The organism is Variovorax sp. 01N425, assembly GCF_056399465.1.
The window spans coordinates 1-19,044 of record NZ_JBFTRJ010000035.1; the positions used below are offsets into that span (position 1 = coordinate 1).

19 protein-coding genes are annotated in these 19,044 nt (G+C 66.3%); 13 read left to right on the plus strand and 6 right to left on the minus strand.

Annotated features, from left to right (window positions below; all coding sequences use genetic code 11):
* From AC1DSC_RS32090 to pedF, 3 genes are all read right to left on the minus strand, one after another.
* A partial coding sequence (locus AC1DSC_RS32090; protein WP_478132039.1) for an acetyl-coenzyme A synthetase N-terminal domain-containing protein occupies positions 1 to 473 on the minus strand: 473 nt, incomplete at its 3' end.
* Between the two features lie 91 nt (positions 474 to 564).
* A complete protein-coding gene (locus AC1DSC_RS32095) occupies positions 565 to 1,422 on the minus strand; it encodes a substrate-binding periplasmic protein (protein WP_478132040.1) in 858 nt (285 codons plus the stop codon).
* A 10-nt stretch (positions 1,423 to 1,432) separates the two neighbouring features.
* Positions 1,433 to 1,927: a cytochrome c-550 PedF gene (gene pedF, locus AC1DSC_RS32100; RefSeq protein WP_015866272.1), complete on the minus strand. Its 495-nt coding sequence runs from the start codon at positions 1,925 to 1,927 to the stop codon at positions 1,433 to 1,435.
* Between the two features lie 280 nt (positions 1,928 to 2,207).
* Between pedF and AC1DSC_RS32105 the strand changes: the two genes are divergently transcribed.
* The 4 genes from AC1DSC_RS32105 (at position 2,208) to AC1DSC_RS32120 (ending at position 8,532) form a co-directional block, all read left to right on the plus strand.
* On the plus strand, positions 2,208 to 4,334 hold the full coding sequence (locus tag AC1DSC_RS32105) for a sigma-54-dependent Fis family transcriptional regulator (protein ID WP_062365260.1): 2,127 nt from the start codon (positions 2,208 to 2,210) through the stop codon (positions 4,332 to 4,334).
* A 159-nt stretch (positions 4,335 to 4,493) separates the two neighbouring features.
* Positions 4,494 to 5,426, plus strand: coding sequence for a pyrroloquinoline quinone biosynthesis protein PqqB (pqqB, locus tag AC1DSC_RS32110; RefSeq protein WP_015866270.1), 933 nt, complete (start codon positions 4,494 to 4,496; stop codon positions 5,424 to 5,426).
* Positions 5,423 to 7,528 carry a 4Fe-4S binding protein gene (locus tag AC1DSC_RS32115; protein WP_436288334.1) on the plus strand — a complete coding sequence of 702 codons (2,106 nt, stop codon included), beginning with the start codon at positions 5,423 to 5,425 and terminating at the stop codon, positions 7,526 to 7,528. The genes pqqB and AC1DSC_RS32115 overlap by 4 nt, the downstream gene beginning before the upstream one ends.
* The gene (locus AC1DSC_RS32120; protein ID WP_436288335.1) at positions 7,525 to 8,532 is read left to right on the plus strand and encodes an FAD:protein FMN transferase; all 1,008 of its coding nucleotides are present in this window, start codon (positions 7,525 to 7,527) and stop codon (positions 8,530 to 8,532) included. The genes AC1DSC_RS32115 and AC1DSC_RS32120 overlap by 4 nt, the downstream gene beginning before the upstream one ends.
* Positions 8,533 to 8,542: 10 nt before the next feature.
* Here AC1DSC_RS32120 and AC1DSC_RS32125 read toward each other — a convergent pair whose 3' ends face one another.
* The 3 genes from AC1DSC_RS32125 to AC1DSC_RS32135 form a co-directional block, all read right to left on the minus strand.
* Positions 8,543 to 8,887: a high-potential iron-sulfur protein gene (locus tag AC1DSC_RS32125; RefSeq protein ID WP_436288336.1), complete on the minus strand. Its 345-nt coding sequence runs from the start codon at positions 8,885 to 8,887 to the stop codon at positions 8,543 to 8,545.
* 10 nt (positions 8,888 to 8,897) lie between these two features.
* Positions 8,898 to 10,691, minus strand: a complete 1,794-nt coding sequence (locus AC1DSC_RS32130; RefSeq protein WP_436288337.1) for a PQQ-dependent methanol/ethanol family dehydrogenase — start codon at positions 10,689 to 10,691, stop codon at positions 8,898 to 8,900.
* A gap of 271 nt (positions 10,692 to 10,962) precedes the next feature.
* Positions 10,963 to 11,640: a methyltransferase family protein gene (locus tag AC1DSC_RS32135; RefSeq protein ID WP_436288338.1), complete on the minus strand. Its 678-nt coding sequence runs from the start codon at positions 11,638 to 11,640 to the stop codon at positions 10,963 to 10,965.
* Between the two features lie 729 nt (positions 11,641 to 12,369).
* Between AC1DSC_RS32135 and AC1DSC_RS32140 the strand changes: the two genes are divergently transcribed.
* From AC1DSC_RS32140 to AC1DSC_RS32180, 9 genes are all read left to right on the plus strand, one after another.
* Positions 12,370 to 12,765 (plus strand): hypothetical protein, encoded by a 396-nt coding sequence (locus AC1DSC_RS32140; RefSeq protein WP_436288339.1) that lies wholly within the window; start codon positions 12,370 to 12,372, stop codon positions 12,763 to 12,765.
* Positions 12,766 to 12,916: 151 nt separating this feature from the next.
* Positions 12,917 to 15,103: a GYF domain-containing protein gene (locus AC1DSC_RS32145; protein WP_436288340.1), complete on the plus strand. Its 2,187-nt coding sequence runs from the start codon at positions 12,917 to 12,919 to the stop codon at positions 15,101 to 15,103.
* A complete protein-coding gene (locus AC1DSC_RS32150; RefSeq protein WP_436288341.1) occupies positions 15,100 to 15,651 on the plus strand; it encodes a hypothetical protein in 552 nt (183 codons plus the stop codon). The genes AC1DSC_RS32145 and AC1DSC_RS32150 overlap by 4 nt, the downstream gene beginning before the upstream one ends.
* Positions 15,635 to 16,588, plus strand: a complete 954-nt coding sequence (locus AC1DSC_RS32155; RefSeq protein WP_436288342.1) for a hypothetical protein — start codon at positions 15,635 to 15,637, stop codon at positions 16,586 to 16,588. The genes AC1DSC_RS32150 and AC1DSC_RS32155 overlap by 17 nt, the downstream gene beginning before the upstream one ends.
* Positions 16,589 to 16,796: 208 nt before the next feature.
* The gene (locus AC1DSC_RS32160) at positions 16,797 to 17,108 is read left to right on the plus strand and encodes a hypothetical protein (protein ID WP_412512410.1); all 312 of its coding nucleotides are present in this window, start codon (positions 16,797 to 16,799) and stop codon (positions 17,106 to 17,108) included.
* A 151-nt stretch (positions 17,109 to 17,259) separates the two neighbouring features.
* Entirely contained in the window at positions 17,260 to 17,574 is a 315-nt protein-coding gene (locus AC1DSC_RS32165; protein ID WP_436288343.1) for a hypothetical protein, read from the plus strand.
* Between the two features lie 13 nt (positions 17,575 to 17,587).
* Positions 17,588 to 18,106 (plus strand): hypothetical protein, encoded by a 519-nt coding sequence (locus AC1DSC_RS32170; protein WP_478132041.1) that lies wholly within the window; start codon positions 17,588 to 17,590, stop codon positions 18,104 to 18,106.
* A 9-nt stretch (positions 18,107 to 18,115) separates the two neighbouring features.
* Complete coding sequence (locus AC1DSC_RS32175) at positions 18,116 to 18,718, plus strand: PIN domain-containing protein (protein WP_436288345.1); 603 nt, start codon at positions 18,116 to 18,118, stop codon at positions 18,716 to 18,718.
* 100 nt (positions 18,719 to 18,818) lie between these two features.
* A partial coding sequence (locus AC1DSC_RS32180) for a hypothetical protein (protein ID WP_478132042.1) occupies positions 18,819 to 19,044 on the plus strand: 226 nt, incomplete at its 3' end.

The following is a 19,044-nucleotide window of genomic DNA, read 5'->3' on the forward strand; positions in this document are numbered from 1 at the left end:
ATGGCGACCACGCCCTCGATGGTCATGGGCATGTAGATGATGACGCGGTCGCCCTTGCCGATGCCGGCGGCCTTCAGGGCGTTGGCGAACTGGCTCACGCGGGCGAGCAGTTCCTTGTAGCTGACGCGGGTGACGGCGCCGTCGTCGGCCTCGAAGACGATGGCGGTCTTGTGCTCGACGGGGGTGCCGATGTGGCGGTCCAGGCAGTTGGCGCTGGCGTTGAGTTCGCCGTCGCCGAACCACTCGTAGAACGGCGCCTTGGATTCGTCCAGGGTGCGGCTGAAGGGCTGGGTCCAGCTCAGGTTCTCGCGCGCCAGGCGGCTCCAGAAGCCTTCGAAGTCCTGTTCGGCTTCCTGGCACAGGGCCTCGTAGGCGGCCATGCCGGCAATGCGCGCGCCAGCGCTGGCGCGGGCGTCGGGCGGGAACACGCGGTTCTCGACCAGGACGGATTCGATGGGGTTGGGCAGGCTCATGGATGTTCGGACGCGTCGTCCGTCGTTGGGGGTGGTGGTTGGGGGTATCCGCTGCTGGAATGCGCAAGGTCGAGTGCCATGGCTCGCCGGTTCACGGCGCCTGCCAGGCGACGTTTCCTCCTTCGAACATCGTGCGCAGCCGCCCGCCCTGGACCAGCGCGTTGACGCCGGCCTGCAGCGCCTGCGCCAGGTCGGTCGCGTCCTTCTTGACCGCCATGCCCACCGCCCAGCCGTTGCGCTGGAGGCGCGGCGAGGGCAGCGGCGCAATCGCAAAGCGCGCGTCGCCGCGCAGCACCGATTCGATCTCGGACGCGAGCCCCGCGGCCGCGGCCACTTCGCCGCGCTGCAGGGCGCGCGCGGCCTCGGCGCCGTCCTTGGGCTGGGTGTCGAGCTGGTCGCGGTAGGCGCCGTTGTCGGCGCCGATCATGAGCCAGCCCGCGAGCGTCTTGCCGGACACGGCCACCTTCGCATCGCCGAGCGCCGAGAGCGTATCCAGCTGCGGCAGGCGGTCGAGCCGCCGCGCGAGCACCACGCGCTCGCGGTAGTACGGCGCGAAGATGAGCGCCTGCGGCGTCTCGTCCATCAGCGGGCGGTCCACCGGCACGTGCAGAAGCACGTCGGCCGGGCCGAAGCCCAGGTAGTGGCCGCGCCACACCATGTTGCGCAGGTCGTCGCCCATGTTCTCGTCGGCCAGGAAGGGCAGCAGCGAGAGCTTCACATCGAGCGCGCCGGCCAGCGCGCGCGCCAGCTCGATGTCGATGCCTTCGCCGGCCACGTGGAACGGCGGCATGTCCTGGTAGATCGCCACGCTCAGCGTGCCGCGTGCGCGGATCCGTTCGAGCGCGCCCGCACGCGCCGTGCCCGCGAGTGCGGCCACGCCGGCGGCCGCGGCCCACTGCAGGCAGGCGCGGCGCGAGAGCCGCGAAAAAGAAGAAGGAGGTGTGTGCATGGCCGCGGGCTCACATCGGCTTGTCGCGCCGCGTCTCCAGGTAGGACTTGATCGACCAGATCGCCTCCTGGTTCATCGTTCCCTCGAACGGCGGCATGTAGACGGCGCCGTTGCGCGTGCGGCCGCGCCGCACGGTGGTGAGGAAGTAGTCGTCGATCTCCTTCACGCAGGCCGCCTTGCGCACGGCGTCCTTGAGCGAGGCGCAGTCGTTGTCGATCTTGCGCAGGTCGGGCGCGATGCCGCCGGAGATGGCGTCGATGCCGTGGCAGCGCGCGCAGTTCTGGTTGTAGGCGGAGGTGCCGACCGTGACGGCCCCGCTGTTGCCGCGGAACGGGTTCTCGGCGCGCCACTGCTCGCCCAGCTTTGGCAGCGAGGAGGTGTCGACGGCCTGCGGCGTGACGTCGCCGTGGGCCCGGGCAGCGCCGGAAAGGGCCATGCCCAGCATCGCCGCGGCCAGCACGGCGCGGGCCAGGGGCCGCAGGGTTCGTGGATCGGGATTCATCATGTCGGGTCTCCGTTGTGGTGATGGGGAACCCGCACAAATTCGCAATCGCTGTGCCAAGGGGCCATTGCTTCAAGCGGGAACACAACTTGCCTTCCCTGTAGCGTCCCGGTCGCGGGACAGCGCCCACAAGGGCCGGTTGCTGTGGCATCCTTGCTGTGGCAGCGTCGGCACGGAACACCTGGCCCACGAGAGGTGTTCCAGAATGAAGCGACCAGTGAACAGCATTCGAAACTGGCCAGAGACAAGCCGCCCGCAAAAAAAGCGGGCCAGGAGACAGCAGATGGTTGATGCCTTTCATGCCCCAGCCAGCCCTCCCCATGGCTGGACCGCGCCGTCGGCGCTGGCCGTCGCGCCCCCCCGGGCCGGCCGCAGCGAGCTGATCCAGCAGTGGCACGAGCGCTGCGCCGCGCTGGGCCTGTCGCGCGTGGAGCGGCCGGACTTCGATCCGCTGCAGCACAGCGACCTCGCGGTGGCGCGCGAGCGCAACCAGCGGCTGTTCACGCATGCGGCGCCGGTGATGGAGATGCTGCTCGAGCAGATCGTCGACACCGACAGCATGATCGTGCTGGCCGACACCACCGGCACCATCCTGCACTCCGTGGGCGACGACAGGTTCCTGCAGCGCGCCAACAAGGTGGCGCTCACGCCGGGCGTGAGCTGGGCCGAGCATTCCAAGGGCACCAACGCCATCGGCACCACGCTGGTCGAGGAAACGCCGACCGTCGTGCATGGCGGCGAGCACTTCATCCACGCCAACAACTTCCTCACCTGCTCGGCCGCGCCGATCTTCGACCCGCGCGGCGAGATGCTGGGCGTGCTCGACGTCACCGGGGACCAGCGCTCCTACCATCAGCACACGATGGGCCTGGTGCGCATGTCGGCGCGCATGATCGAAAACCAGTGGTTGTCGGACGACTACGGCAACCGCCTGCGGCTGCACTTCCATGGCCGCGCGGAGTTCATCGGCACGCTGCTCGAGGGGATCATCGTGGTGGGCGTGGACGGCAAGATCCTGGGCGCCAACCGCAGCGCGCTGGACCAGCTCGACATGAGCATTGCCGCGCTGCGCATGCAGAGCCTGCCGAGCCTGTTCGGCATCACGGCCTCGGCCGTGTTCGACCATTTCCGCACGCCGCTGCCCACGCCGATGATGCTGCATGCGGCCAACGGGCAGCAGTTCCACGTCAGCGCGCGCTTCAACGGGCCGCAGCGCGCGGTGGTGCTGGACATGCCCGTGACCTCGGTGGAAGCGCGCATGCCCACGCCCGCCCGCGACGCGGCCGCCGCCGCGGCCGCGCGGCCGCCCTGCCCTTTGGCGCAGGCCCCCTTCTCCGGCCTGCGCTACCTGGACACCGGCGACGCGCAGATCGCCGCCACGCTGCAGAAGGTGCGGCGCGTCATCAACCGCGACATCCCGCTGCTCATCCTCGGCGAGACCGGCACCGGCAAGGAGCTGCTCGCGCGCGCCGTGCACCAGGACTCGAACCGCGCCCGGCAGCCCTTCGTGGCGGTCAATTGCGCCTCCATCCCCGAATCGCTGATCGAGGCCGAGCTGTTCGGCTACGAGGACGGCGCCTTCACCGGCGCGCGCCGCAAGGGCGCGGTCGGGCGCATCGTGCAGGCCAACGGCGGCACGCTGTTCCTGGACGAGATCGGCGACATGCCGCTGCCCTTGCAGGCGCGGCTGCTGCGGGTGCTGCAGGAACGCAACGTCACACCGCTGGGCAGCCTCAAGTCGATCCCGGTGGACATTGCCGTCATCGGCGCCACGCACCGCAACCTGCGCGAGATGATCGATGCGGGCACCTTCCGCGAAGACCTCTACTACCGCCTCAACGGCCTGGTGGTGCGGCTGCCGGCGCTGCGCGAGCGCAGCGACCTGGACGTGGTGGCGCGGCGCATCCTGCTGGCCGAATGCCCGCAGGACACGCCCGCGATCGACGCCTCGGTGCTCGCGCTCTTCAAGGCCTATGCCTGGCCCGGTAACCTGCGCCAGCTGGCCAACGTGCTGCGCACCGCCGCTGTGATGGGCGCGGGCGAAAGCCACATCTGCGAGCACCACTTGTCGGACGACTTCCTGGAGGATGTGCGGCGCGTGCGGCCCCAGGCGGCGGCCATTGCGCCGGCATTCGCACCCGCACCCGCGCCCTCTCCCGCGCCGGACTTCGCTGCAACGCAGGCGGCCTACGCCGCCGCCGCGCCCGAGCCCCTGCCCCCACCCTCGCAAGACGCCGAGCCATCGTCCGCCGCCGCCCCGAGCGCGCCACGCACGCTCGGGGAAGCCGAGATCGAGATGATCCGCAGCGCCCTTGCGGCGGCCGACGGCAACATCTCGGTCGCCTCCAAGCGCCTGGGCATCAGCCGCAACACCATCTACCGCAAGCTGCGCTGGAACAAGGCCGGCTGACACAGGCCCTGTGGCGGCCAGGGGAAACCCTGTGCCAGGGCTGCACGGTGCTGTACCAGCCTGGAGCAGTTCGCGCAGGCATGCGACTTGCGCCATGCCACTCGTGCAGCCCACACGAGGAGACTTCATGCAACGGCCGGCCACCGCGTTCGAGGATTCATGAAAGTCCTGGTCCTCGGCTCCGGCGCGGGCGGCGGTTTTCCGCAATGGAACTGCAACTGCCGGCTGTGCGCGGGCCAGCGCCAGGGCGTGCTCGATGCCTGCGCGCGCACGCAAAGCTCGGTCGCCGTTTCCGCGGACGGCGAATCGTGGGTGCTGCTCAATGCCTCGCCCGACATCGGCCAGCAAATCCGCAGCCACCCCCAGCTGCATCCGCGCCACGGCCTGCGCGACACGCCGATCAAGGCGGTGGTGCTGATGGATGCGCAGATCGACCATGTCGCCGGGCTGCTCGGGCTGCGCGAAGGGCCCCGCATCGACCTCTATGCCACGCCCTGCGTGTTCGAGGACCTGACCACCTCCTTTCCCGTACTGGGCGTGCTGGAGCACTACTGCGGCACGCGCTGGCACATGCTGGCGGTGGCCGGCACGCAGACGCGCATCGACTTCGGCGTGGCCGGCTTTCCTTCGCTGCGCTTCACCGCGGTGGCCATTCCCGGCAAGGCGCCGCCCTATTCGCCGCACCGCCGCGAGCAGACCGTGGGCGACAACATCGCGCTGCTGATCGAGGACCTGCAGGGCGGCCAGCGCCTCTTCTACGCGCCGGGCCTGGCCGAGGTCGGCCCCGAGGAGCTGCGCTGGATGCACGATGCCGACTGCCTGCTGCTGGACGGCACCTTCTGGACCGAGGACGAGATGCGCCATGCCGGCCTGGGCACCCGCAGCGCCAGCGACATGGGCCACCTGCCGCAGACCGGCAGCGGCCCGCGCGCCGGCATGGTGGACGCGCTGCTGGCCACGCCGGCGCGGCGCAAGGTGCTGACCCACATCAACAACAGCAACCCGATCCTCGACGCCGCGAGCGCGCAGCGCCAGCTGCTCGAAGGCCATGGCATCGAGGTGGCCTACGACGGGATGGAGATCACGCTGTGACCGGTCGGCGATTGCTGGCGGCACTGCTGCTGACGGGCCTGGCGCTGGCGGCGCAGGCGGGCGTGATGACGCGCGCCGCGCTGCAGCGGCATTTCCCGCCGCCGTGGACCGTGGGCGAGAAGGACGCGCAGCTGCCGGTCTGGCCGATCTTCAAGCAGGACATGACCAGCCCGGTGCTCGCGGGCTACGTCTTCGAGTCGGTCGACCTGGCGCCGATCCCCGGCTTCTCGGGCACGCCGATCAACCTGCTGGTGGCGCTGGATGCGAAGGGCGCGTTCCTCGACGTGCGCGTGCTCTCGCACCACGAGCCGGTGTTCCTCGAGGGGCTGGGCGAAGGGCCGCTCTTGCGCTTCGCCGAGCAATACAAGGGGCTGTCGCTGCGGCAGAACATCAAGATCGGCTCCAACGCCAACCGCGGCGAGCAGCACGGCAGCGCCAACGTCTACATCGACGGGGTCGCCAAGGCCACCGCGTCGGTACGCATCCTCCACCAGAGCCTGCTCGCTTCGGCACTGCAAGTGGCGCGCGCCCGGCTCGGCTTTGGCGCCGGCAGCGACCCGGCCCTGCTGGCGCGCGTGCGGCGCGACGGCTTCCGGCCGATGGACTGGGACGCGCTGCTGCAGGCCGGGCTGGTGCAGCGCGTGCGGCTTTCGGGCGGCCAGGTGGAACAGGCCTTTGCGGGCACGGGCGTCGAGGAGGCGGAGGGCACCGGCGCGGCTTCCGGCGAAACCTTCAGCGAGCTGTACCTGGCCTACCTGAACGTTCCGGCCGTGGGCCGCAACCTGCTGTCCGAAGCGGGCTGGGAGCACCTGCTCGGCCGCATCGACGAAGGCGACCATGCGCTGCTGGCGATCGCCACGGGCCGCTACAGCTTCGTGGGCGAGAGCTTCGTGCGCGGCGCCGTGCCGGACCGCCTGACGCTCCGGCAGGGCGAGCTGCCGCTGGAGCTGCGCGACCTCGACCTGGACGATCCGCTGCGGCTGCCGGCCGCGCTGCGCCATGCCGATGCCAAGGTCTTCCGCGTCATCGGGCCGGCGGGCCTGGACCCGGCCCGGCCGCTGGACTTTGCGCTGCGCGTGACGCGCGAGAAGGGCATGCTCTACGGCGAGCGGGTGAGCCGCGACTTCGCCCTGCCCTACCGGCTGCCGGCCGACCAGGTGATTGCGCCGCAGGACGACACCAAGGGCTGGCAGGCCGTGTGGCATGCGCGCGCCTGGGAGCTGGCGGTGCTCGCGGGCGCGCTGGCGCTGCTGGCGCTGGTGCTGGCGCGGCCGCGCTGGATCGTTGCCACGCCCGCGCGGCTGGCGCGCTTTCGCACCGGCTACCTAGTCTTCACGCTGGTCTTCATCGGCTGGTTCGCGCAGGGCCAGCTCTCGATCGTCCACGTCACCGCCGCGATCCAGGCGCTGGCGGCCGGGCGCTCGCTGGGCTTCCTGCTGTATGACCCGATGAGCGTGGCGCTGTGGGCCTTCGTCGCGCTCACGCTGGTGGCGTGGGGACGCGGCACCTTCTGCGGCTGGCTCTGCCCCTTCGGCGCGCTGCAGGAACTGGCGGCGCAGATCGCGCGGCGCGCGGGCCTGAGGAAGCACCTGCGGCTGCACCGCGATGTCGATGCGCGGCTCAAGCGGCTCAAGTACGCGGTGCTGGCCATCGTGCTGGTGCTGGCGGCCGTCTCGCCCGCGTGGACCGACCGGGCGGTGGAAGTCGAGCCCTTCAAGACCGCGATCACGCTGAACTTCGTGCGCGCCTGGCCCTTCGTGGCCTGGGCGGGCGGCCTGGTGCTGCTGAACCTGGTGCTCTACAAGGGCTTCTGCCGCTACCTGTGCCCACTGGGCGCGGGGCTCAAGCTGCTCGGGCATGCGCGGCTGCTGAAGTGGATTCCGCGCCGCGCCGAATGCGGCACGCCCTGCCAGACCTGCCGGCACCGCTGCGAGTACCAGGCGATCAAGCCCGACGGCGCGATCGTCTACGGCGAGTGCTTCCAGTGCCTGGACTGCGTGGCCATCCACGACAGCCCCGAGCGCTGCGCGCCGCTGATCGCGCGCGGGCGCCAGCGGGTGATTGCGGTGCAGGCGGCGGCCGCCGTCCGGAGTGCGGCATGAAGCGGCGCCAGCTGCTGCGCCTGTCGCTCGGCCTGGGCGCGCTGGCCGATGGCGCGGCCCTGGCGCCGGCCGTCACCGCGCTGCACTGGGGCCGGCGCGACCTGCTGGGCTTCGGCACCGCGCTGAGCCTGCAGGCCGGGCACGAGCACGAGGCGGTGGTGGAATGTGCGCTGGACGAGGGCGTGGCGCTGCTGCGCCGCATCGAGGCGCAGATGAGCCTGTTCGATCCCGCAAGCGCGCTCTCGCGGCTGAACCGCGAGGGCCGGCTGGACTCGCCGCCGAAAGAGCTGCTGGCGGTACTGCGCATTGCGCACGAGGTGTCGCGCGAGAGCCGCGGCGCCTTCGACGTGACGGTGCAGCCGCTGTGGGAGGCCTTCGCGGCCGCGCAGCGCGAAGGCCGCCTGCCGGACGCGCGGGAAGTGGCGGCGGCGCGCGCGCGGGTCGACTGGCGCGCGCTCGATGCGCAGCATCGGCTGGTGCGCTTCGACGCGCCGGGCATGGCCGTGACGCTCAACGGCATCGCGCAGGGCTATGCGGCGGACCGTGTGCGGCAAGCGCTGGCGGCGTGCGGCATCCGGCATGCGCTGGTCGATGCCGGCGAGTTCGCGCCGCTTGGGCTGCGCGGCGGCACGCAGGCCTGGTCGCTCGGCATCGCCGACCCGCAGGCCGAATCCGCGCTGATCGCGCGGCTGCTGGCCGACGGGCGCTGCGTGGCCACCTCGGCCGACAGCCAGACCTTCTTCAGCGCCGACCGCCGGCACCACCACATCGTCGATCCGCACACCGGCTATTCGCCGCCGGCCCTGTCGGCCGTGACGGTGGCGGCGCCCAGCGGCGCGCTGGCCGATGCGCTCACCAAGGTGTTCTTCGTTGCCGGGCCCGCGCAGGCGCGGCAGGTCGCGCGACAGTGGCAGGTCGATGCGCTGTGGGTCGACAAGGCCGGGCGCTGGGAGGCCACGCCCGGCCTGCAGATCGAGCCGGCCGGAGGGCGGCCGATGCTGTAGCCCGCGCCGCTCAGGCAGGCTTGGGCGCCCAGGCCTGGCACCAGCCCTTGGCCGCGATCTGCTTGCGGCCGAACATCGAGCAGCCCGCCCAGGCATCGGCGGGCGTGCCCTGCCACATCGCGCAGTTCACGCACTCCTGCGTGGCGGCATGGCGCGGGTACTTCTTCTTGTCGACGCTCTTGGTGTCATGCCTGTAGCCCAGCTGCACGGCCGTCTCGTCGCTTTCCTCGGCGCGCGGCGGCGCGGCCAGCACGCGCACCGGCAGCACTGCCAGCAGGCAGGCGCCGCCGGCCGCGCGGCCGACGAACTCCCGGCGGGAGGCCCCGCGGCCCCCTTCGCTGTTGCGATCCGTCATGCCGCCTCCTTCAGTTGGACGCCACGCGGGCCTCGCCCGCCCGGGCGGTGCGCGCGCCGCCTGCGGAAGGGATCTTGAAGACCCAGACCATGCCGCCCTGCTCCAGCAGGTTGACCTTCTTGGCGACCTCGCCGCCCCACAGCGGCACCGCGCCGCCCCAGCCCGAGACCACGGCCACGTACTGCTCGCCGCCCTGCTGCCAGGTGACCGGCGGCGCGACCACGCCCGAGCCGGTCTGGAACTCCCACAGCACCTTGCCGGTCTTGGCGTCGGCCGCCTTCAGGTAGCCCTCGGGCGTGCCCCAGAACACCAGGTTGCCGCCGGTGGTGAGCACGCCGCCCCACAGCGGCGCGCTGTTCTTGATCTCCCAGGCGATCTTGCCGCTCTTGGGATCGATCGCGCGCAGCGCGCCGATGTAGTCCTCGTTGAGCGGCCTGATGGTGAAGCCCGAGCCGAGGTAGGCCGCGCCCTTCTTGTAGGCCACGGGTTCGTTCCAGATGTCCATGCCCCATTCGTTGGCAGGCACGTAGAACATCTTGGTGTCGGGGCTGTAGGCCATCGGCATCTGGTTCTTGCCGCCCAGGAAGCCCGGCGCCGCGAAGACCGAGCTGCCCTTCTTGCCGTCGCCGCCCGCAACGGGATCGCCCGGGCGGTTCTCGGGCACGAAGTTCGGGCGGCCGGTCTTCAGGTCGATGCCGTTGGCCCAGGTCGTCTTCCTCACGAAGGGGAAGGCGTTCAGCAGCTGGCCGGTGGTGGCGTCGTTCACGTAGAAGTAGCCGTTGCGGTCGGCCTTGCCGCCCACGCGCCGGCCGTCCATGTCGAAGGTGACGAACTCGTTCACGCCGTCGAAGTCCCAGCTGTCGCTGGGCGTGTTCTGGTAGTGCCACTTGATCTGGCCGGTCTTCACGTCGATGGCCACGGTCGAGCACGAGAACAGGTTGTCGCCCTTGCGCAAGTGGCTGTTCCACGGCGCCGGGTTGCCGGTGCCGAAGTAGGCCAGCCCGGTCTTGGGATCGAAGGTGCCGCCCAGCCAGGTGGCGGCGCCGCCGGTCTTCCAGAGGTCGCCCGGCCAGCTCTTGTTGACCGTGCCCGAGACGCCCGCCTCCTTCTTGTTGCCGTCGTTGTCGTAGGTGTAGCCCATGTGGCCTTCCACCGTGGGGCGCGACCACACCATGCTGCCCGTCCTGGCGTCGCGCGCTTCGACGCGGCCGACGATGCCGAACTCGCCGCCCGACACCCCCGTGAGGATCAGGCCGTTGGCGATGATCGGCGCCGCGGTGGCCGAGTAGCCGGCCGCGTAGTCGTCGATCTTCTCCTTCCAGACCACGTCGCCGGTGTTCTGGTCGAGCGCCACCAGCTGCGCGTCGAGCGTGGCGAAGATCACCAGGTTGTCGTACAGCGCCGCGCCGCGGTTGACCACGTCGCAGCAGGGCATGATGCCCTCGGGCAGGCGGTGCTCGTACTTCCACAGCTTCTTGCCGGTGGTGGCGTCGAGCGCATAGATGCGCGAGTACGAGGCGGTGACGAACATCTTGCCCTTGTGGATCACGGGCTGCGCCTCCTGGCCGCGCTGCTTCTCCCCGCCGAAGGAGAAGGCCCATACCGGCGCGAGCCGGGACACGGTGCCGGTGTTGACCTGCTTCAGCGGCGAGTAGCGCTGGCCCTGGGTATTGACCCCCCAGGTCAGGACGTTGCCGTTCGCGGTGGCTTCGGACTGGATCATCTTGTCCGTGACTTGCGCGCCGGCGCTGCCGGCCGCGGCCAGGCCGATGGCCATGAGCGCGTTCAAGAGCTTCAATTGCATGGATGTCTCCTCGTGGGTGTGGATAGCGGCTCGGGCGTGCCATGCGGGCATGCCTTCACGGGAGTCAAGGGCAATCTCCATGCCACGCGCGATGCGGGCTTCCAGGGGCTCTTGCGCGCATCGCCCGGGCCGCCGGGCGCGGGTTTTCCCGCTGCATTGCTACAAGGTCGAACAGCGCGCGGGGCGCAACCGTTGCATCACGGCGCAGTGAATCGCCGGAAGGCGCCGGCCGCGCAACGGCCGCCGATTGAGCGCCAAGGCCGCCCGGTTCCTACCAGACATAGGGAATGAGGCGATGACGCACACGGCTTGCGTATTCGTCGTAGCCGGGAAGATCACGGCGCAAGATCTTTTCCTCGTCAAGAAGTCGCCAGATCAGCACCGGCAGGACGAGCGGGAGGAGGCAGATCGTGAACCACGAGCCAAGTGCGAGCGGCATGCCGATGAAAAGCCAGAGCGCGCCAGCGTACATAGGATGACGCACATGAGCGTAGGGGCCGCTGTCGATCACCTTCTGGTCGCCCGCGACGCTGATGTTGGCTGCTGCATAACTATTGACCTTCAGCACCCAGAAAATAAAGAGGAAGGACGCCACGATCACGATGTTCCCTGCAAGGGACATATAAGCGGGAACCGGCGAGACGCCGAACCGGTAATCGAGTGCGGGCAGGATGATAAAGATGAAAAACGCGAGGATGATGAGCGACACAATGATCTTCTGCGGCCACTCTTTCTCATGCTGCGGTCCGGCATTCATGCGGCGCTCGAGCAGCGGCCTGTCGTGGAGGGCAAGATGGACAGTGAAGCCGATGGTCGAGAGAGAAAAGACGGCGACAAAGAGCCAGCCTTGCCAGTATTGCCACGTGCCCGCGGGCAGGAAGACGAAGGCAACGAGAACGGCCATTCCCGCAACCCCTTGCGCGATGGCTTTCTTGTGGAGCGGATCCATGGACAGTGAATGGTATGTCCGGCGTTCCATTGCGCAACAGGCGGCTCAAATACGATGGCACGCTGATGCATCTACGAAATCGGAAAGATGGGGTCAGAAGCCTCTCACTGTCAGCCCGGGGTCGACCGTCCGGACTTTCGCGACCACCACCGGAAATTGATGACGTGACCTCAAACCCCTCCTCGTCAACTCACGTTGTACATGTCAGCGCCGCGGCGCGGCGCGGCGCCCTGCATACTGGAAACTCGCGGCGCATCTGTGGGGACCCGACTGCAATATCGACTCTGACGGAAACAGCCGAACTCCAGACGACGAGGAGTGGACCGAACAGACGCTGTCTCTTCGCGGCGAGCCCGGGCAATTCGTTACTGTTGACCCAATCGCTGACCAACCCGCAACCTTGGCGATACGGTCTTCCGACCCTGCATTGGCCGAGAAAGTTGCGGCGTTCCTCGATGGCAGCCGCCGGGGGCCAGCGGCTACAGTCGGCCACGAGCGGACTTTCGTTCCATCGCCCCAATACTCACGCCCGGCGGAAAGCTCAGGCCTTCCTGAGCGTTGTGTGCTCGGGTTACTGCGGGTAACATCTCGCCAGCACCATAGAAAACGGCCAACGAGCGGGTGCAAAAAAACATAAGCGGCGGTACTCCTCCCGGGAGACGCCTCGAGTAGTCGAGGGTTGGGGCGGTACCGGCTAATCAGGTCGCGCGCCCGTTGGAGGGAATCCGAATGCGAACCTGGGCGAAGGTACTCGATTGGGTTGGTGTTGCCATCTTCGGGATTGGCGCACTTGCGATGGCTCGCTATCCGCGGGCCTCGCCGCTGGTTATGGTGATTCACTTGCTGCCGCTTGGCGCGGCACTGATTGCCTTTCGACAGGACTCCTCCCGCCTTGCCGTCGTGGTGGCACTCCTTCTGAACGGCCTGTGGATGGCCGGCTTGTCCGCAGGAATTACCTTCATCCTGTGGTCGCTCCCGCTCCGAGATGGCTTCTTCATCGCGGTCTTCGTTGCCCTGCTGGCAATGCCTTGCCTGCTCAATCTTCTTGCCCTGACGCCATCCAAGAAGCGCAAGACGGCGGGTGAGCCCGCTTCCGAACACACCACTTTCGCGCCGGCGGAATGATGGCGGCAAGCAAGAGCTCGTTTTCTGGTTTAAAGCGAGAGCCCGCGTTTCGCAGCTTGGCGGGTGCCCGAGTGCCCGTATCCGCGCTCGCGCGCACATTGCCGTCGACAGGCCGAACCCCAAAAAAGAACTTAAAGACCGAGGAGCGGAAATGAAGCTGGAGCAGGTTGGCTCGATGGTGCCATTGTTGCTGTTCATCGCGCTCGTTGCGGGTTGCGTATGGCTCACCCGCCGGTCGGCACGCCAGAGGGAGGTTCAAGGACAGACGCTGTACGGAACCAAAGGCTGGCTCGGCTTCTTTCTTGTCACGGCGTTCGTCCTTACACCCCTGGTCGGCATCGGGACGCAACTGAAGACGTTCACGGATGTTGAAGCGCGCACGCCCGCAGTCCTGGAGCTTGCGGGCTACGTGCCTTACAAAGCCTTCTGCTGGTGCCTGCTGCTGGGCGTCATCGTTTGGCAAGTCTGGATGGCAAATCGGCTTCGCACGAGGTACGAGCCGGAGAGCGTGGCGCATGCCAAGCTCTTTCTGGCTCTCAGTCCATTCGTGATGTACCTCGGCGACGTGGGTGCAGCCTGGGCGTTCCTGGACGTCAATGCAGCTGGCGAAGATGCCGGACGCACCGTGCGCGGCTTCATCTCCAGCTTCCTCTGGTTCCTGTACTTCACGAAGTCCGAGCGGGTGAAGAACACGTACTTAGGCGTCAAGCAGAGCGCCGGTTCCGCCCCCTTTGAGCCTGGACGCCCTCGCGTAAGAAATTTGAAGGGGCTGGAGCAGCGCCGGGAGCCAGTGTTTACAGACGTTCCGGTGCCACTGGCGCCTGCGGCGGACCTCGCCAGCTCCCCCGCGAGGGGTGAGGGAGAGCAGGTCTGGTGGTACGCGGAAGGCGAGCACAGAAGCGGGCCCGTGTCGGCTGCGCAACTCGAGCAACTCGTGCAGGCGGGCACCATCAGCTTGAACACGCTCGTCTGGTGCGAAGGGCGCCTGACCTGGAAGCCTCTGCAGCAGATTCCGGAACTGACCGGCGGGAGGCCTGCCGCGCCATCCGATGTCGAGCCGGACTTCGTCAGACTTGACAGGCTGCGCGAGCGCACCGCAGGCGCGCCCCTGTGGGCATGCGCGGTCGTGCTGTCCGTGGCACTGGTGTGGTTCAGCCTGGCCTTCCACCTGCCCGAACGGACCTCCTTCGGCGTCGCACTGGGGGTTGGACTCGGCGCGCTGCTGATTCCAGTTGTGGTGGTCGCAATCTTCTCGCTCTGGACCGCTTACCCGAGCCAACGGAAGAACCTGCAGGTCTTTGTCGGGTGCTGCGCGGTGCTGCTTGCGACCTCGGGCGCCAGTTCGCTCTCGAGCCGTGGCTACGTGGAGCGCTGGCTCAACAAGGACAACCTGAGCGCAGAAGACTTCAGGTCCCAGGCCAACAAGTGCGCGCAGCTGCGCGACTTGCGGTGCCAGGAATCAAGCTGGCGCGAATACGTGCGCCTTCGGCCGGAGGATTCCGTCGGCATCGCCCGCCTCGGGTTCGTGTTGAATCAACGCGACAAGCACGAAGAAGCCATCGTTCATCTGAAAAAGTCGATGGACCTCGGGGCAGGAGCGTATGACCTCTTTGCCTACTACGCGGACAGCCACGAGAAGCTTGGCCACACCGGCGATGCCATCGAATGGTCGTACAAGGCGCTTTCCGTGGCGCCAAGCCTGGTTGATGTCAGGGGGCGGCTGGCCAGCCTGCTGCTCAAGACCCATCGACCCTACGAAGCGCTGTCGCTGCTGCAGGCGTACGACAGCCAGCTGGAGGCCAAAGGCATGCGGCCCTACTTCGCGGCGCAACGGATTTCGATTGAAACGGCCATCGACAAGGCCGAGCCGGAGAAGAACGAGGAACGCATGGCGCTGCGCCTTCCCATGTATGCGGGTCACTTCTTCGCGCCCGTGACGCTCGGTTCGGGCAAGCCGAAGCCCTTCATGGTCGATACCGGCGCAAGCCTCACCAGCCTGAGCGAAGCGATGCTGCGCGATTCCAAAGCGGTGTATCGGGTGGTCGATCCCAAAGTTCTGATGACCGTGGCCGACGGTCGCAAGGTCGCGGCCAAGGGGGTGGTGGTCGACTCCATGAAGGTGGGACCCTTCGAGCTGAAGAACGTACCAGCCGTCGTCTGCGCCGATTGCGTGTCGCTCCTGGGCCAGGCCAGCCTCACCAAGTTCGACATGCAATCCGTACGCGCCCAGGGCGTCGACTTCCTGCTGCTGGCCCAGCGGGGCACGGTGCCGCCGCAACCCCCAAGCAACCTAAAAACATCTTCTCCTCAGCCGAGCGCGCAGGCGCAAACCCCATGACTCCTCAGCAAATCGTCGGTACCGCTTCGCGCCTTTTTGCCATCTGGCTGCTCATCACGGCATTCCAGGCCGTCGCCATCGGCGGCGCCTTGAAGGCCGGAAGCAGCGACCCCAGCGCCGTCTGGGTGCCTTACCTCATGGGCGGCATTTATCTGCTGGCGGGCCTGCTGTGCTGGTTCTTCCCCATGGTCATTGCGCACAAGCTTGTCCCCAGGGCGAAATACGACGACGTCCTGCGCGTTCCAGCTCAGCAGGCGTTGGTCGTGGCATGCGTGGTTCTTGGCCTGCTCGTCATTGCGTTCAAGGCGCTCGCCCCCGTCATGGGCTATCTCTCCGTGTGCGCGCTGTGGATTGGCAGCGGCCAGCCGGTCTCGACCATGGACGCAGGCCGGCACATCGACGGATTCATCGGCTTCGCTCAACTGGCCCTTGGGCTCTTTCTTGTCCTGAAGGCTCAGGTGGTGGCAAAACGCTTGCTGGACGAACCGCAGGCGTCCCATAGCGAGCTTCGCGTTCGCCCAGATGTAGTCCATGGCCGGCGCGACTGAAGAGAAGATGCTCGACTTGGTTCTCCGGCAAGCAGCAAGACGGCGAGGCTTCATTCGCACCCTCGTTGATGCGCTCGACCTAGCTAGCACTAATGCTCCAACAGCATCCCTCTTGAGAACTTTTGTGAAGTATTCGCCTTTCCTATTGCTGGCTGCGCTCGTTTCCGGTTGTGTCAGCACGAGTGAATTCGTCGGCAAGGCCCTATCTCTCTCAGATGACGGCGTTGTTGCGTCCCGATATGTCGTGGACCACAAAGGCTCCTCACTTACCGCATCCTCAGAATGGGATGTAGTGGGATACATCATGGTCGCGTCGGTTGTAGGTGCCGGCGCGCGCGACCTTGGCACAGGCCTTACCGCTGCGTCTGGTTCGGCTGACCCGTCCAAGGTTCGCTCAAACTCCCGGTTCGCTGAGTTGAGTGAAGTCAGTATCGGAGCCCTGTACGAAGTCGAGGCCGAGAAACTGCTAGGGGCGAAGCCATCCCCGGATGGACCAGCGAAGAGCCAAACACTCCAACTCACGCCTCACATCAACTTGCATGCTGAGGACGGAAACTTAATCTACCAGTGCGACATCATCGCGCGGAGGGTAGGGGCTGACGGAAAGCAAACTTGGTTCCGCAAGTACAAGAACGTAGCAGGCCGCGTTGTGCCCGGTGGAGCTTCAACTGCTCTAAAGGCCGATGAATTCAAGGCTGATGCGGCAAGCTGCCTCACTGCTGCGACTTCCGCGTTCGCCCGACATTTGTCCGGCGACATCTCTCGTGCCTTTGCCGCCGGTCAATTTCGACGGGGTGAGGTTCGGTACACACCGCACCGTGGACAGCGCTCGCTGTACTTTGATGACGAAAGTTCAGGCTTGATTTTCGCAATATGGGTCGACGGCGTCGAAGCGATACCGAAATCCAACATCGTCTTCCTCAAGTACGAGCAATAGGCCGAGCGCATCGTTAGGTGGCAGGCGCCGGCGTTCTGTCAGAAGCACGGCTACAAAGAGTACGCGCGCATCGACGACTATGCGCCCGGCTTCTACCCTTCGTTGTCGCCTAGCGACAAAGCGGACATTTGTACACGCCCGTGCGGAGGTCCAGGTTCAATCGCTCGAGGGTCACGGTACGCTTCACTTTTGCATTGAGGAGTACCAATTGGAAGAGCATGCAGTCATCGTTAGTTTCGACTACGGGAGTACGGACCTTGGCGCACTGTTTGAAGTTGAGACGCGGCTCGAAGAGGTAATAGCGGCTGCGGATGTAGGCGACTATGACGGGAACGAAATCGCGGTTGACGGGAGCGATGGCACGCTATTCATGTACGGACCCGACGCGGATGCGCTGTTCGCGGCCGTCAGGGAAACCCTACTCAAATCAGAGTGCCTGTCCAACGTCCGCATCTCGCTTCAATATGGCCCAGTGGACGACGACGATGTACGTCGCACCGAATTCGCACTCAAGGAATGAGCTGGAATCTGCGGCCCTATCCCGCCATTTGTAGAGCGATGGCGCACGCGCTGCGCACCTTTTCGAATGCGTCCAGAAGCGAATGTCTACGGGGCCGGAAGAATTCAATCCAGGCAGTTTTTCAACCCTTGGTCCTCATGCCTTTGAGACAATGAACGAGAAGATTGACATCAACTGCCCGCATCACGGGCAAGCGGCGCTTGCTTCGGTGTGCGGGCATCTGGTCCAGAACCACGGCGTTCCGTTGGGCTTCGTTGAGAACAGTGATGACCCTGATGACAAGCAAGGCTGGTGCTATGCCTGTGAACTGGTCTATCTGCAGGAAGAGGACAGGACTGAGCGCTTCCGGGCCTTTACTCAACACGCCGTCCTGTGCTCTCACTGCTACGACCAGGTCAAAGCCCATCATCAGTTCGACCCGCCCGAAGCACCACGGCTCCCGCCGTTGAGCGCGCCACCCGGGTGAATGAAGGATGCGAATGTTCCAATCCCGGATGATCTTGGTCACCGCGGCCCTTGCCGCAATGCTTCCCTGCATGGCGGTCGCTCAAGGCTTGAAGCCGAACCAGCCGCCTAAAGACTTCTGTCCCCTCGGCCAAAAAATTGGTTTGCCTACAGGACGAGTCTCGGAGGACGGTTGTTCAAGTGCTCCTTATGTCGCTTCGCCAACGCCAGGCAGGAACGGGCTCAACAACACGCTCGCGTTCTACTCTCTGAGCGAGCCGGGCAAAGAGACGGAACTGCTCTACATATCGCTCATGCTGAACGTAAACAACCCGGCGGAAGCTGAGATTGCCAACAAGATGTTGGTCACAGCCGCGGAAGGCTTGGCCGGTCAGGTGCTCGGCAAAGTGCCACCCGGCCTGGTCGAGGCGACTCGCAAGAGCCGAAATGGCACCTGGAAATCAGGTGGATGGAACGTCGAAGTGAACCGCAAGGAGTGGAATACTTCTTCGGGCGGTCATCAAGTGACGGTCAGATTCAGAGCGGCAAACTAGGGTCGCACGATGCGAACAAACTACGTCCTGATTGATTTCGAGAACTTGCAGCCTGAGCTCCTCGCAGCCATCGACCTCGAGCACTTCCGGGTCATGGTCTTCATCGGGGCCACGCAGAGCAAGGTGCCCATCGACTTCGCTTCCAAGTTGCAACGGCTGGGCACGCGCGCCGAGTACCTCCGAATTTCCGGGTCTGGCCGCAATGCGCTCGATTTCCATATCGCCTTCTACTTGGGCGAGCTGCTCGCGAAGGACCCGACGGCCGTGTTCCATGTCATCGCCGTAGACGGTGGATACGACCCGCTGATTCAGCACCTCAAGGATCGAAAGGTGTTTGCCCGCAAGTACAAGTCCATTGCCGACATTCCGCACGTCAAAGCGGCCAGCTCCAAGACGCTGCAGGCAAAGATTGCCTTCGTGGCTGCATCCCTGGCCGAAAGACCACTCGGTCGGCCTGCGACCCTGAAGACCCTGGAGTCAACCATCGAAGGGATGTTTCCAGGTGGCTTGGCAGAAGGTGTGACGGGGGACGTCGTCAAAGGCCTTGAGGCCAGCGGCTTTGTTGTCATCAGCGGAACAAAGGTCGGCTACCTGGATGCAGTGGCAACCTAGACCACCGCTCCTTGAGCGTGCTCGACATGAGGCCCATCATTCACAGGCCGCATGCGTCCATCCCAATGCTGCGGAGGGACCTTCCCGCAACGGAGCACGCATGACCGAACTCCGGCCACTTATGTTCAAGGCGAACCGATACGACGTCAGCGACCTCCTGATGGAGTGGCGTTGGCGAATCCCGCCGAGCGGTACGCCGCTTTTCGTATCCGCATTCGGTGATTGGGTGTTCGGCCACCCTGACGGAAGTCTTTGGGCACTTTCGGTCCTCGAGGGCACCTACCAACAAGTAGCTCGCAACTCCTCTGAGTACAACACGCTCAACA